This is a genomic window from Borrelia venezuelensis, from assembly GCF_023035835.1.
Lineage (GTDB): Bacteria > Spirochaetota > Spirochaetia > Borreliales > Borreliaceae > Borrelia > Borrelia turicatae.
Genome location: NZ_CP073220.1, coordinates 614867 through 630462 on the forward strand (window position 1 = coordinate 614867; position 15596 = coordinate 630462).

The 15596-nt window shown below is 27.8% G+C and carries 11 protein-coding genes; 5 read left to right on the forward strand and 6 right to left on the reverse strand.

Annotation, left to right across the window (positions count from 1 at the left end; genetic code table 11):
- Nucleotides 1-93 precede the first annotated feature (93 nt).
- Nucleotides 94-1140, forward strand: coding sequence for a phosphate acetyltransferase (pta, locus tag bvRMA01_RS02975; RefSeq protein ID WP_247032082.1), 1047 nt, complete (start codon nucleotides 94-96; stop codon nucleotides 1138-1140).
- Here the strand turns inward: pta and rsmA are convergent.
- A complete protein-coding gene (rsmA, locus tag bvRMA01_RS02980; RefSeq protein WP_247032084.1) occupies nucleotides 1111-1947 on the reverse strand; it encodes a 16S rRNA (adenine(1518)-N(6)/adenine(1519)-N(6))-dimethyltransferase RsmA in 837 nt (278 codons plus the stop codon). The two genes, pta and rsmA, sit on opposite strands and share 30 nt — an antisense overlap.
- Before the next feature lie 27 nt (nucleotides 1948-1974).
- Entirely contained in the window at nucleotides 1975-3252 is a 1278-nt protein-coding gene (locus bvRMA01_RS02985) for a ComEC/Rec2 family competence protein (protein ID WP_247032086.1), read from the reverse strand.
- A 114-nt stretch (nucleotides 3253-3366) separates the two neighbouring features.
- Between bvRMA01_RS02985 and bvRMA01_RS02990 the strand changes: the two genes are divergently transcribed.
- Nucleotides 3367-4071 carry a CPBP family intramembrane glutamic endopeptidase gene (locus tag bvRMA01_RS02990; protein WP_011772533.1) on the forward strand — a complete coding sequence of 235 codons (705 nt, stop codon included), beginning with the start codon at nucleotides 3367-3369 and terminating at the stop codon, nucleotides 4069-4071.
- A 13-nt stretch (nucleotides 4072-4084) separates the two neighbouring features.
- A complete protein-coding gene (locus bvRMA01_RS02995) occupies nucleotides 4085-6016 on the forward strand; it encodes an AMP-binding protein (RefSeq protein ID WP_247032088.1) in 1932 nt (643 codons plus the stop codon).
- Nucleotides 6017-6046: 30 nt separating this feature from the next.
- Here the strand turns inward: bvRMA01_RS02995 and argS are convergent, their stop codons facing one another.
- The 3 genes from argS to bvRMA01_RS03010 are packed head-to-tail and all read right to left on the reverse strand — an operon-like array spanning nucleotide 6047 to nucleotide 10616.
- Nucleotides 6047-7801 carry an arginine--tRNA ligase gene (gene argS / locus bvRMA01_RS03000; protein ID WP_247032090.1) on the reverse strand — a complete coding sequence of 585 codons (1755 nt, stop codon included), beginning with the start codon at nucleotides 7799-7801 and terminating at the stop codon, nucleotides 6047-6049.
- Nucleotides 7791-8384, reverse strand: a complete 594-nt coding sequence (locus bvRMA01_RS03005; protein ID WP_011772536.1) for a hypothetical protein — start codon at nucleotides 8382-8384, stop codon at nucleotides 7791-7793. The genes argS and bvRMA01_RS03005 overlap by 11 nt, the downstream gene beginning before the upstream one ends.
- 15 nt (nucleotides 8385-8399) lie before the next feature.
- Nucleotides 8400-10616 carry a methyl-accepting chemotaxis protein gene (locus bvRMA01_RS03010; RefSeq protein ID WP_247032092.1) on the reverse strand — a complete coding sequence of 739 codons (2217 nt, stop codon included), beginning with the start codon at nucleotides 10614-10616 and terminating at the stop codon, nucleotides 8400-8402.
- Between the two features lie 209 nt (nucleotides 10617-10825).
- Here bvRMA01_RS03010 and bvRMA01_RS03015 point away from each other — a divergent pair, with 209 nt between their 5' ends.
- Nucleotides 10826-13024: a methyl-accepting chemotaxis protein gene (locus tag bvRMA01_RS03015; protein ID WP_247032094.1), complete on the forward strand. Its 2199-nt coding sequence runs from the start codon at nucleotides 10826-10828 to the stop codon at nucleotides 13022-13024.
- 1 nt (nucleotide 13025) lies between these two features.
- Here bvRMA01_RS03015 and murB read toward each other — a convergent pair whose 3' ends face one another.
- The gene (gene murB, locus bvRMA01_RS03020) at nucleotides 13026-13943 is read right to left on the reverse strand and encodes a UDP-N-acetylmuramate dehydrogenase (protein ID WP_247032096.1); all 918 of its coding nucleotides are present in this window, start codon (nucleotides 13941-13943) and stop codon (nucleotides 13026-13028) included.
- Nucleotides 13944-14150: 207 nt separating this feature from the next.
- Between murB and bvRMA01_RS03025 the strand changes: the two genes are divergently transcribed.
- Nucleotides 14151-15596 (forward strand): cysteine--tRNA ligase, encoded by a 1446-nt coding sequence (locus bvRMA01_RS03025; protein WP_247032098.1) that lies wholly within the window; start codon nucleotides 14151-14153, stop codon nucleotides 15594-15596.

A 15596-nucleotide genomic window follows, 5' to 3' on the forward strand; every position in this document is an offset into this window, starting at 1 on the left:
TTCATATTTTAATACTAATATGGGTTATTTTGTTCATTTTGTTTATTAAATAATTTATGCTTTTATTAATGATGAATGTGATATGGAGGATATATGGGTTCTTTTAATTTTAAAAATTATGTATGTGATAGAGCAAAAAAAATTGTGAGGGAAAAGGGAGATAAGGCCAGTATAGTTTTTCCTGAAAGTACTGATGTTAGAATTTTAGAAGCAACTATTGAGCTTTTAAAGAAAAAACTCGCAGGACTTGTAGTGCTTATTGGGCGTAGAGATGAGGTTTTTAGAAGATTAAAAGAACAGTCAGGTTCTAGAGATGATATCTTAGAAATGGTAAGAGTTGTAGATCCCAATTCTTTTAAAGATTTTAATAGATATTTAGATGAATATTTTAGTTTACAACATAATAGGAAATTAACTTTGAAGCAAGCTAGAGAAGAACTTTTAGATGAAATTGCTTTTTCTATGATGATGGTGAGACTTGGTGAAGTTAAAACCTGTGTTTGTGGTGCGTTAGTGTCTTCAGCTAAAGTTTTAAGGAGTGTGTTTAAAATACTTCCTAAGCTTAGAGAGACTAATTTTATATCTTCTTTTATGATTATGGATACTGGTAATGATCTTGGTCGGTCTGAAACTTGTTTTGGGTATGAGGGAATTTTAATGTTTGCTGATTGTGCTGTAATAATCAATCCTAATGCTCTTCAGCTTGCAGAAATTGCAATACAGAGTGCAAATTCATTTAAGAATATTTTTAATGCAGAGCCAAAAGTAGCCCTTCTAAGCTTTTCTACAAAGGGGTCTGCTAATTCTATAGAAGTTGACAAGGTGAAAGGTGCTTTAGAGCTTGTTAAAAGCAAATGCTCAGACTTACTTATTGATGGGGAACTTCAGATTGATGCAGCTTTGGTTAAAGGTGTTGCAGAGAAAAAGTGCGGTGATTCCTTGGTTGCTGGTGCTGCAAATGTACTTATTTTCCCTAGTTTGGAGTCTGGTAATATTGGCTATAAGCTTGTTGAAAGATTGGCTTTTGCTAATGCCTATGGACCTTTTTTGCAAGGACTTAAAAATCCTGTTAGTGATCTCTCAAGGGGGTGTTCTCTAGATGATATCGTATTAACGAGTGCCTTGATGATTGATAGTTAGTTTGTTTGAGATTGTAATGAATTCTTTGACAGAAATCTCTTCAGGTCTTTTATCTAAAAATCTTTTTAAGAAGTCTTCTTCAAAAATGCTTCCGTCTTTGGTAAAGTTAATGATTGTATTTTTTAATTTTTTTCTGCGACTTATAAATACTGTTCTGACTAACTTGTTGAATGCTTTAAAGTCTTTAATTACTCTTTTGCAAGGAATGAGTTTAAGAGTTGTTGATTTTACTTTAGGAATTGGATAAAAATTTTTTTTACCAATATCCATTATTTTAATTACATTAAAGTGTGATTGAACTAGTACTGTGAATGATGAGTAATTTTTATTTCCCTCTTTTGCAAGCATTCTGTCCGCCAGTTCTTTTTGTACTGTAAATACCATGTGCGTTAAGATTCCATCTTCAATAAGCATTGATATTACTTTTGATGCAATGTTATAAGGTAAATTTGAAAATATTTTGTTAATATTTTGTCTTTCTTGTTTATGTGTCTTTAAAAAATCACCTTTTATTAGCTTGAAATTTTTAAATTGTCCAAATTGTTCATTTAAAATTTCTGAGTACTTAGGATCAATTTCAAAAACTGTCAGAAAATTTGTTTTCTTCAGCAAAATGATTGTCATTGCTCCAAGCCCTGGACCTATTTCCCAAATGTTTTCATTTTCTTTAATTTCAAGCGTGTCTACTATCTTTTCTCTTATATGCTCATTAATTAAGTAATTCTGTCCCCATATTTTTCGTGGAGCTATATTTTTGCTCGCAAGTGCACTTTTTATACTGTTTATGCTGTTATAATTTATGTTCATAGATAATAAAAATATAGCATATTACTATCATTGGTGTTTTATGTTTTTGTTGAGATATCTCTTTTCTTGTTCTAATTTATAGATTATATAAAGTATCGTTAAAATACTTAAGACTAGAAATATTTTTACGTTATAATTTTGAATTACTGGAAATTTGCTAAAGATAATGGCTGTTTCTTTTATTGCCTTAAAGATATAAGTGTTCATTAGATCAAGTAATAAAAATAAGTGTGCGTTGATTATGTAGCTTCCTAAGCTTAATATCGTTATTATTAAAAATACTAGTATTAGGGGAGTAACTATTAGGTTTGATAGTATTGAGATTGGTTGAAGGTTGAGATCATTAACATAAAAAATGGGAGCTGTTGAAACTTGAATCATAAGGGTTGTAAAAATTGGATATATGAGTTTATTTAAATTATATCTTTGATTAAGAGCAAGGGAGATTGATATTCCAAGTACTGCAAGATAGGATAACTTGAATCCTATTGAATTTAGTGTGTGTGGTAAAATTATGGCATTTATTATAAAGCTAATTGCTAATGTACTAAGCAAATTGATTTTTCCATATGTTGATTTGTAAATTATAAGCATTTTTATCATGATGAATGCCCTTAGAGTAGATGGTGAAAAGCCTGTTAAGATTAGATAATTGAGTAGTATTGTGCTTAGAATTAAATATTTTAGTTTTTCATTTTTGATTATAAGAAGTAAATAATAGAAAATAATATAAATTAGGTAAAAATGTAGGCCAGATACCACTAATATATGTGATATACCTGCTTTTTGAAATAAATTACTCTCATATTTTGTTATATCTGATTTATTGTTTGTTAAAATCGCTTTTGAAAAGTGAGAATATTTGGTACTGATTGAGTTTAAAAACCGGTTTATTAGTTTATTATATTTTTCTCTAATATTTACTAGCAGGGGTTTTTTGATAAGTTGCATTTTATTATTTTGAATTTTGACGATATCTCCGATTTTATATTTATTTTCAATATTTTTGAATATAAATTTATATTTTTTACCAAATCCATCTATTGATTCAATCTTGGTATTTGAATATTTTGCAAAATAGGTAATATTTGTTATTTGATAAAAATTATCCTCAAGTCTTTTAAAGTTTAGGCTAATTTCAAAAATGACTAGCAAACTTGTACTAATCATGAATGTGAGTGACAAATGAGCATTTCTTTTTATTAAAAAAATTGACATTAAGATTAAATTTAAATATATTGGATTTAGTCTTAAGTAATATCTTGTTAATAAATTTAATGCACTTACTATAAACAATAAAATCACTGAAAATCTCTTTTTAAGAAGTATATTTTAAATATATCAAAAATGTATCGAATCAGTTTTGGATTAATTATCACAAAATTTGACAATCTTATATTTATATATCTATAATTTATTATGACATTATTAAATAAATACCCTTTAAGGTATGTTTTTTTGGAGGTTCTATTATCCTATTTTATAGTTACTCGTATTTCTCCTTTTGACAGTATTGATGTTGATCTTTGGAATTTTGATAAAAATCATTATTATTATTGGTTGTATAGTACTTTTTTAATTCTTTTTGTTGTATATTTTTCTAAATTAACAAGTTCTTATAATTTTAGAGATGAGTTTTTTATTCCTGAATTTAATCCTATTTTTATTTGGCAAGCATTTTTAATTTTTGTTAAGTTGCTTATTTGTATTTTTTTGCTATTGATTATTTTTTGTTTTATTTTGTATTGTCTTCCAGAATCAGTTCGAGTGTGGGTTGAAGTAGGTAACTCTGGTTTTATGTGGAATATAGGCAGTAAGCAATCGCTTTATTTAATGGTTATTACTTCTCTTTTTACAGGAGGAGTTGAAGAATTGTTTTACAGGGCTTTTATTATTACCAAACTTAAACAGATAGGGATTACTTCATTGATTGCAGCCTTGCTTAGTAGTTTTATCTTTGCTTATGGACATTTTTATTATGGATTTGTTGGATTTTTATTTGCATTAATTTTTGGGGGAATTTTGTCTTATATATATTTAATACATAAAAATATATATTATTCAATTTTTGTTCATAGTTTTTATAATATTTTTGTTAGTGTTTTGCTCTTTTTGTTAAATTAGTTAAGGAGGATCTATGCTGGATACTATACCTAAGCGTTTCAATGAAGTTGTGAGGCTTTATGGTGATCTTGATATCTTTATTTATAAAGAGAATGAGTCTAAAGATTTTAAGAGACAGATATATTCTGATTTTTGGAATGAAGTTAAGAGTATTGGTTCTGGTCTTTTGCATTATAGAATTAAGAAAGGTGATAGGGTTGCTCTTATTTCTGATTCAAGAAAAGAGTGGATAATTATTGATATTGCTGTTATGAGTTTAGGATGTATTGATGTTCCAAAGGGTAATGATTCGTCTGAAGATGAGTTGGTTTATATTATTAATCATTCTGAGTCTAGTTTTGTCTTTGTGGAGAATGCTAAACAGCTTCAAAAAATCATTTCTAAAAAACATGAGCTTAAATTTGTTAAACATGTTGTTGTTATTGATGATGATAAACTTTATGAAGATAAATTGGGAAATATTACAATAATCTCTTATAAAAAATTATTGAGTTTGGGGTATGATTATTTAAAAGATAATCCTAAGATGTTTGATTCTGAACTTGAAAAAGTTTCTGGCAAGGATATTGCTACTATAATATACACTTCAGGAACAACAGGATTGCCAAAAGGTGTTGTACTTCGTCATGAATCTTTTATTTTTCAAGTAGATAGAATTGGTGATTATTTGCCGACAATTAAACCAGGGAAAATAATGATATCTATTCTTCCTTTGTGGCATTCATTTGAGAGAACTTGTGAATATATAGTTGCTCTTAATGGTATGGCAATTGCTTATTCAAAGCCTATTGGGCCCGTTTTACTTAAAGATTTTGCAGCTTTAAATCCCCATGCAATTATTTCTGTTCCAAGAATTTGGGAAGGAATAAGGATTGGAATTATGAAAAGAGTATCGGAGTCTTTTTTTAAGAGATTTTTATTTAATTTTTTCCTAAAGATAGGAATTCTTTATATAAAGCTTAAGGAAAAATTTTTGGGACTTGTTCCTGTTTATAAGAGGTCAAATTTTTTAGTTTCAATTTTTATAAAGGTTGCTTGTCTTACTGGATTAATTTTTATTTTGCCTTTTAAATTTTTAGGACATGTTTTAGTCTTTAGAAAGATAAAGAAAGCACTTGGGAAAAGATTTGAATTTGGTGTTTCTGGTGGAGGCGCTTTGGTAAATTATGTTGATTATTTCTTCAAAGCTGTAGGGATTGTGGTGCTTGAAGGTTATGGTCTTACAGAAACGGGACCTGTTTTAAGTGTAAGACGTCTTAAGAGTCCTGTTGCAAATACTGTTGGGCCTTTGTTTCCAGATATTGAATATAGAGTAGTCGGTAATGATGGTAATTTTTTATCTCCTGGTGAAAAGGGTGAGCTTTGGGTCAGATCCCCTCAAGTTATGAGTGGTTATTTTAAAGATGACACTACAACAAGGGAAGTTTTAACACGAGATGGTTGGTTTAAGACAGGTGATTTGGTGTGTGCAACAATTAATAATGAGATTTCAATTGTTGGAAGAAGTAAAGATACGATTGTGTTAAGAGGTGGAGAAAATATTGAGCCTGAATCTATCGAGAGAGCTTTATCAAAGTCTTTATTTATTGAAAATGTTGTAGTTGTCGGTCAAGATCAAAAGTTTTTAGGAGCTATTATTGTACCTAATTTTGAAGTTCTTGAGAAATGGGCTGGTTCTAATGAAATAATATTTGATTCTCATGATGATTTATTATCTAATGAAGCTGTTAACAAACTCTATTCTAAATGTATTTCAGATATAGTTAATCTTAAGTCTGGATTTAAGAGCTTTGAGAGGATTGTTGGATTTGTTTTATTAAAAGATAGTTTTGTTGTGGGCGAAGAACTTACTAATACTCTTAAGCTTAAAAGGTATTACATATTTGAAAAATATCATAAGAAGATAATGTCAATATTTAATAAGGATGACTGTGAATTATTATGATTATAGGCTTGAAATGTGAATTTGAAAAGTTCACATCTTTTTCATGTAGGGAATGTTAAGTAAATGCATACAATTTTTTATTGTTTGTAGAACTGCTTTTGATAAATCAGTTCTTGCATGTGTAAGTTCAGGCTTATCTTTATCTATTATTTTTGTGTCTTGATAATATGCACTGAAGCTTTTTGCAAGTAAGTAAGAATAGTTGACTATTATTGAAGGATTACGATCTTTTGCAGCCTTAATTATATATTCTTCAAATTCAGAGATAATTTTGATTATTGCCCATTCGTTTTCATTTATTAAGAGGTCGAAATTAATATTTTTGCTGGGTAAATTTAATTCATCATACTTGTCAAGTATGCTATTAATTCTTGCACTTACATATTGAATGTATGGACCTGAGTTTCCAGTAAATGATAAGCTTTCTTCTTTATTAAATAATATATCTTTGTGTATTGCCGTTTTGAGTAGATAGTAGTGAATGGCCCCTAGTGATATATTTAATGCAATTTTTTTGGAATCTTGCTCATTTGAATGTCTCTTTTTTATCTCTATCATAGTTGATTCGCTTAGATCATGAATTAAGTTGTCAGCATCAATTACATGACCTTCTCTTGATTTCATTTTACCTGTAGGTAAGTTTACCATGCCGTATGATAAGTGCACTAGATTATTTTCTTTTGTAATTCCTAATTTATCTGCAACGTAAAATAAAGTTTTAAAATGATGAATTTGTTCACTTCCAACTACATAAATCATTTCATCGAAATCAAATTCATTTTTTCTAGTTAATATATTTCCTAGATCCTGTGTTAAATAAATGGAGGTTCCATTAGCTCTTAGGAGTACTTTTTGTTTAAATTTTTGATCGGTCATTTCATTTGTTTCTATAGGTATATTGATACATATAGCCCCATCTTCTCGTTTATAGCATAAACCTTTTTCTAATCCTTGAAGTATAATTTCTCGTCCGATCTTAAATATTTCACTTTCAAGATAAATTTTATCGAATGTAATGTTTGTAAGTTTGTAAGTTTCTTTGATTCCTTCAATTGCCCATTTATTTAATTTTTTCCAAAGTTTAACAGTCTCTTCATCTCCTTCTTCCCACTTACATAATAACTGTTGTATTTCGTCTTCTGCCATTTTATTATTTTTAGCATATTCGTTGTATTTTACATAAAAATCACCGATTAAATGATCCCCCTTTTTTAGGGAAAGTTCAGGGGTTGTATTATTTCCAAATTTTTTATAAGCAAGCATGGTTTTGCAGATATGTGTTCCCCTATCATTTATCAAATTTATTTTTGTTACCTGGCCACCAGAAGCTTTTAGTATTCTTGATAAGCTTTCCCCAATAATGTCATTTCTAAGATGTCCTACATGCAATGGTTTGTTTGTATTTGGTGATGAGAATTCTATTATTATCCTTTTGTTTTTAAGTACATTATTTATTCCATATTTTTCTTTCTGTTCATTGACTTTTTTGATTATATCTTTAATATATTCTTTTCTGTTGAATTTTATGTTTAAATAAGCTCCCATTGATTTGGTTGTGTATTTCTTTCCAATCTGTTTAATTATCTCTTCAATAATCACAGATGTACTGAGTTTTAAGATTTTACTAAATTCGAATATTAGTATTGATAAATCTCCCAGTTCACTTTTTGGAGGTTTTTTCATGATTATATTTATTTTGTCTAATGTAATGTTTTGTTTTAATGCAAGCTCTTTTATTGTTTTGCTAATTTTATTTTCTAAATCTTTTTTTATTTTACTGATCATTCTTTTTCCCTTTAATATTTATTAGTATGTTAATTAAGAGAAAGATTAAGGATGCTGCTAGAAAAATATTTGAGCTATAAACAGGTGTTTTTATTATATTACCATCTTTAATTATTGATAATTTAATATTGAAAAGCTGTAAGCCCCCAGTATTTAGTATTTCTCTAAATAGTGAAATTGTTGCGCTTAGTGATATGAATGTTATTATCGGTAATTTGGAATATTGCAATATGCTTAATGAGTCTTTTACACTTTTAAAAGGTTCATTTTTGTGAAATGAGATTATTATCACTGTTAAAATAGGGATTGAAAATCTTAAATTTTCATAAAGAATAGGAGTTATGTAGTACATGAATAGGTAAGTTAAACTGACAACAATTCCTATTATTAATAGGTAAATTCCTAATATTTGATTTCTTAATTCTATTTGTTTAATAATTATTGCTGGAAGTAAAATACACAATGAAATCCAAATTGATATTATGGTTCCTTCTAAAAAATTTTTTGTATAGGCAAAAATTGGAAATAGCATTAAGGATGTTTTTAGATATCTATCTGTGATGTAAAATGTTTTATTATTCATAAGATTTACCTTTAGCTATTTTGTTTTAAATTGATTTGTATCTGTATTAATTTCTGTAATGTGATTTGAATTTGTTGTTCCAAAAGTTTTGATGCTTTCAACAGCTTCTATTAGTTTTTTGATTTCTTCTTTTAGTCCTTTCATTGAATTTGAAACTGTGACATTAATTTCTTCTAAAACAGAAACTGTATTAATTATCTCTTTATTTCCTCTAAACATTTCATTTGAACCTATTTTTACTTCATATGTTATTTCTCTCATTGTGTTTAAAGCTTTTAAAATTTCTTGGCTACCAATTGATTGTTCTTGCATAGTGTGATTGATTTCTTCTATGACTTGAACTACGAGGTTGATTGAGTTAAATATTTGATTGAAAGCTTTATTTGTTAATTCTGATGTTTTTACTGTTTGATTGATTGAATCCATGATTTCATTTATTGATGCTGCAACTGATTCTGATTGTGAAGTAACTTGTTCTGCAAGGTCTTTAATCTCTTCTGCAACAATTGCAAAACCTTTTCCAGCTTCTCCCGCATGAGACGCCTCGATAGCAGCATTCATTGATAGTAAATTGGTTTGGCTAGCAATGGATGATATTAGTGCATTAGCTTCTTGTAGTCTTGTTGAATTTTTGTAAATATCTTTAATTTGCATGATAATCTCTTCTTGTTTTTTTCTACCATCATCGGAGAATAGTTTAAGTTCTTCTGTGCTTTTTGCAGCTTTTTGTGTTATTTCTGTGACTGATTGTATGCTTCCTATCATCTCTTCAATAGCTGAAGATGATTCTTCAACGCTTGCAGCTTGAGTTTCAATTGAATTGTCAAGTGATGCGATATTTTTAGATAAATTCTCAATTGTATTTGTTGTATTTGAAATAAACTCAACTTGTTTTTCTATTTCCCCTTGTGTTTTTTCTATGTACTTATTTGAGTTTGTTATTGTATCATAAGCTTTATTTATTTCATTAAAGAGTAGATCACCGTTTTCTTTTAATAGTTTTACTCTGCCTTGTAGCGAGTTTATTACGTTCTTTAAATTTTCAATGAAATACCCGAAATAATTTATTGTGGCACTTATTGAATCTTTTCCTTTTGATTCAATCTTGATTGTGAGATCTCCTTCTTTGACTTTTGGAATGATCTTATTAAGTTTTTCTATTTTTGATATGATTAGTTTTTTGATTGTAATTATCATGATTAATATAAATATTATTACGAGTAATATTATTGTTGATATTGACATCAATTTGATATTGTTGAGTTCATTTGAAAATATATTGTTATAATTCATTTGTATTGCTAAATACCAAGATGAAGATGTAAGTCTTGTTATGGAGATTATGTTATTGTTGTAGCTAGTATTATAATTACTTTTTCTTTGAGCTATTGCATTGAGTAATGGAGTTGTTATTTTTGGATTGTTTTCAAACAGGCTGTTTAAGGATAATTTTATAGGTTTAAGTGTTTCTTCGTCTTGTTCACCAAAAATATCTCCTTGATTGTTAATAGCATATATCTTAAAGTAATGGGAGCTTTTGTGTTGATTTCCTTTTTCTAGTAAGGATCTTTCTAAAAGCATAAATATGTTTTTTCTTAGTTGTTTTATCTGTTCTAGTATGTCTGCATATAAAACAACATATCCATCATAATTTATACTCATATTTTTTTCTGACTTTATGTTTGCATTACTTGTATTATACAAATCGTTTTGATCTTGTTGGGGGATCTTGTAAAGCATTGGTATATAGGATTTATTATTTATTATTGTTAAATCTTGGTTTAGTATAACTGTGTGGTAGTTATTTATATTACTATCCGTTTTCATTTCTTGTAAATTTATGTAGGTATTTAATCTTCTCTCATCACTTGAATACAATATTTTGCCGTTTTTATTTGTGTATTCTATTATTTTTATATAGGATGGGAATAAGCTTAACTGGTCGATAGATATTACATTATTTAAATGATCACTTTTTTGTGTGTTCAAATTCTGGTTATAATTTTTAACAAAGTCATCAATAGCGATTAACATGTTTCTTGTATCTCTAGAGAAGCTTTTTATCATAATATTATTGACGAATTTTGTAAAGCTTTGAAGTTCTTTTGTTATTATTTTCCTATATCCGTGATCTAATAGTAAGAAAATGGTTGTGGCAATAATCATTGTATAAATTACAATAACAATATTAAACTTATAAAAAAGAGTGGAACTAGAATGATTTCTTTTCACTTGAATCCTCACAAAACTTTTTACAAAACATTATAACTAACTAGTATTATATATGTTTTATTATATAATAATATACATATATTGGAATAATAAAAATGTATATTTTATTGAATATTTGTTGGTTATTTATATAATACTATTAATATTGTAATATTTTAACACAGCTTGAAAATTTGTTTTTATGGGTTTAATTTTGGAGAAATTTTTTTATGAATGAGGATTTGGTAAATGTTAAATTAAAAAATATGAGTTTTCTGCTTTATTTCATACTTTTTATTTTTATTTGCTTTGGTTTATTGTTTTTAGGGCAGGCTTATTTAAACTATAAAAGTGGGTATTTAGAGCGTGTTGAGTCTGATTTTAAACTTTTTTCAAATAATGTGGCTTTTCAGATAAAAAATAAATATGATGGTGCTGTTGGTGTTTTAAAAAATCTCGTTGAGAATGATAGGGTTTTAAATGTTTTACATAATGTTTCAAATAGTTTTATTGCAAGTGTTGATTTACGGTTCATAGATTTAGATACAAGTATTGCTCTGTTTTTAAGTTCCAAGGGATTTAATGAGGTAAGTAAAATTTTTCAGCATATACCTCTTGAAGAAAATTCTTTAGAAGGAATTTTCTATATTCCTGTTGGGCAAAATGTTTTGATTTCAAATAAAAACTTTTCGTTTTTAGGTATAAATAACATTATTGAAGATCCGATTTATTTTATTCCTGCAAAGAAGCATGTTACGTATTATTCAAGTTATAAGAGAATAAAAAATAGGCTCTATTCTGTTGTAAGTATTCCAGTTATGAATGATAGTTCTACAATCTTAGGTGTAATCTGTTTTTTAGTTTGTTTTGATAATTTATTTATTGATATTGCAAATCAATTTGATTCTTATCTCAAGTTTAGTAATAAAAATTATGAGTTTTTTATGGTTGATAGGGAGTTTAATCCTTTATTGATGAGTCTTAATGATTTAAGTACTGATAATTTTGCAGAAAATTATGCAAGTAGTGTGTTAAGCAGGGTTATATCTCATGTTAAGGACAATCCTAATATTTCTAGAGATATTTTAAAACATAAGACTTCTTCTTATGTTTTAAGTACTGCTCAGATTGATGGAAGTGTGGTCCAAGGTATTATTTTGAATATGGATTATCTCCCCCTTAAATTTCAATCGAATGCAATATTTTTCTTAGGGTTTATATTTTTTGCTTATCTCATTATATTTTATCTTTACAATAGGTTTATTTTGCCTTTTATTGGGGATTTTAGAATGCTTCTTAAATATAAAAAGGAAAGAGAAGATATTTTAAGTCTTGATCCTATTTTAGAGGTTCAATATAAATCTTTTATTTTTTCTTATATTAGTGCTGAATTTGATAGTTTTTTTTCAAAAACTACTAATATTGTCGATAGCATTAAGGTTTATGTACGAAACTTAAGAAAGTGTTTAACTGAGATAAATATTCCTGAAGAAAATATAGAAAAAGTGCATAATAGTCTTACTACTTATGATAAAATAGGGGATGCTTTTTCTAAATTTGAGAAGTCAATTGTGAATATTTTAAAGGATTTTGAATCAATATCTAATCCAATTAGTGATCACAATAAGAATATATTGGATATTGCTACTCAATTTGAAGAAAATGCCAATGCTTTTTATGGAATAGATAAAAATTTAGAGATTTTTAGTAAAGTTGTTGCATTAAATTCTACAAGTATTGATGATGTAAAAAATAAGGTTTTTGAGTTGAATTCTATTTTTGAAAATGTTAATAAAAATTTTTCGGAGCTATTATCTCAGACTAATAGTCTTCAGAGTGCAAATAAGCTTTTAGTATTAATATCGGCTCAGACTAATATGCTTGCGATGAATGCAGCCATTGAGGCCGCCAAGGCAGGAGATGCTGGTAAGAGTTTTGCTGTTGTTGCAGAGGAGATTAGAAAACTTGCTATTAATTCTGGAAAGTATTCGACAACTATTAAAGATGAGCTTAAAATGGTTAATAATATCATTTCAGTTGTGAGTTCAGAGATTGATGCTATTTATAAGGATTTTATTGACATCCAGGAAAATATTCATAATAATGCTGTACAGCATGAGAGAATTAATATTACCCTTGCTAAACATGTAAAAGAAATTGAAGAATTTAAAGATAAATATTTATCTTATGATATTAAGATTAAAGATACTAAGAACATGTGTAAGGAGATATTTAATAGTTATTTTGTTATTAGTGGAAAGTTTAATAATTTAAATAATGATTTAAGTGAATTTGAGGTTTCTAAGATGAGTTTAGATGCATTAGAACCTTTACGTGAACATGTATCATTGGTTAATGAATGTAGAGAAAAGGTTGCTAAAATGAAAGATGTTGTGGAAAATATTAATAATGAATTTTGGGATAAATAATTTAATTTTTGTCGTTGAATCCGATATAAATCACTTCTTCTTCAAGTAAAAATCCTGTTTTTATTTGAACCTCAGTTTTTACTTTCTCAATTAGTGTTTTAATCTCTTTAGAGCTGGCCTTATTCTTGTTAATAATAAAGTTACCGTGGTAGTGTGATACTGTTGCTCCCCCAATGTTTAGTCCTTTTAAGTTGCATTCTTCAATAATTTGCCCAGTAGGTTTTAAAAATTTTTTATTATTTTTAAATGTACTCCCGCTACTTGGAGAGAGATAATGTCCTTTATCTATTCTTTTTTGCTTGTTTTGTTTCATAATCTCTTCAATATGTTTTTTATTGCCTTTTGTTAGATTGAGGGTTGCTTTTAGTATGACAGTGTTTTTGTTTTGAAAAGGAGAAGTTTTATATGAGAATTCACTTTTTTCAAGTTTTTTGCAGATAGTTTGTCCATTTTCATCTACAAAAATGACCCGATCTAATATTTCAGAGATTTCGCTTCCGAAGCACCTGGCATTCATCCAAATTGCACCTCCAAGAGTTCCAGGAAGTCCATATATGAATTCTAATCCGCTTAATTCATTTTGCAATGCAAAATGACATAGGTCGTCAAAATTGGTTCCGCATTCAGCAGTAATTTGATTGTTTTGAAGTGCAATTTTATTTAAGTGCCCAGTATATATTATAGGAAAATCGATTTCTACTTCGTCGTTTATTAGCAGATTGGAGCCTCCTCCTAAAATAAATATTTTAACTTTTTCTTTTATTGCTACTTTAAATATATGTTCTGCATCTTTGATTGTTTTAGGTGTTAAAAATAATTTGGAAATTCCCCCTATTTTATAAGTTGTATGGTTTGCAAGATTTTCTGTTTTAGGTTTAATATTAATCTTTTCAAGAAAATTATTTATGTTTTTTAACATGTTTTCTAATTTTATATTGGATTATTATTTTTTTCAAATTTGAAGTAAACTCTTTAAGTGATATGTAGTTTTAATTATTATTAAATTTGTCAAATTGTTTTAAATATAATAAACTTGTATAATAAGTTATGTAGAGATTATGTTAATTGTAATTTATTTTGACATTTTTAATCTTTAATCTCTAGAGTTAGTTTTTTCACGGGGTGTATGCTTCTTAGATTATATAATACAAAAACAAAGAGTTTATCTGAAGTAAAAAATTTTAGTGATATTAAGGTCTATGCTTGTGGACCTACTGTTTATAATTATGCCCATATAGGTAATTTTAGAACATATATTTTTGAAGATCTGCTTATTAAGTCCTTAAGGTTATTAAAATATAATGTTAATTATGCAATGAATATTACTGATATTGGTCATTTAACAGGTGAATTTGATGAGGGAGAAGATAAGGTGGTTAAGGCTGCAAGAGAGAGAGGCCTTACGGTTTATGAAATTAGCAGGTTTTTTACAGAAGCTTTTTTTTGTGATTGTGAAAAATTAAATATAGTGCGTCCTGATAAAGTACTTATTGCAAGTGAATATATTGCAAGCATGATAGAGGTGATTAAAGTTCTTGAGCAAAATGGGTTTACTTATTTTGTTAATGGTAATGTTTATTTTGATACTTCTCTTTTTAAGAGTTATGGCCAGATGGCTGGTATTAATCTAAATGATTTTGGGTTTTCTTCTGTTTCCAGAGTTGAGGTAGATCCTTCAAAAAAGAATAAGTCAGATTTTGTTTTGTGGTTTACAAATTCAAAATTTAAAGATCAGGAAATGAAATGGGATTCACCTTGGGGATTTGGTTATCCAAGTTGGCATTTAGAATGTGCGGCAATGAATTTAGATTGTTTTAGGAGTACTCTTGATATCCATTTGGGAGGAGTTGATCATATTGGGGTTCATCACATAAATGAAATAGCGATAGCAGAATGTTATTTAAATAGAATGTGGTGTGATATTTTTGTTCATGGTGAGTTTTTGATTATGGAAGATGAAAAGATGTCAAAATCAAATAATAATTTTATTACCATTCAAGACTTAGAAACAGATGGATTTTCGCCTTTAGATTTTAGATATTTTTGTTTAACTGCACATTATAGAACTCAACTTAAGTTTACGTTTAATAATTTGAGAGCTTGCAAGGTGGCTAGAAAAAATATGCTTAATAAATTGACAGCTGTCTTTTCTTCATTAAATCAATTTGATCTGTTATTACTTAGTAAGAATTATGAGAATATTGAATCTGTTTTAGAGAAAAGATATTATGACAGTTTTTTGGAAAAAATAGCTTTTGATTTAAGTATTCCTCAGGCATTAGCCTTGTTATGGGATATTATTAAGGATGATAATTTAAGTGCTCTCTCAAAACTTAGACTTACATTCAAATTTGATGAAGTTTTATCTCTTGGTTTAAAAGAAGGAGTGTTTAGAGAGATTGAGAAGGATAGGATAAATATTGATGATGCTATGAATTCTTTGCTGGAAGAGAGACGGTTAGCCAAGATAAGAAAAGATTTTAAGCGTGCTGATGAGATTAGAGAATATTTTTATTCTAAAGGTTTTGTATTAATTGATACTGAAGAAGGGACTAAGGTTAAAAGAGGGTAA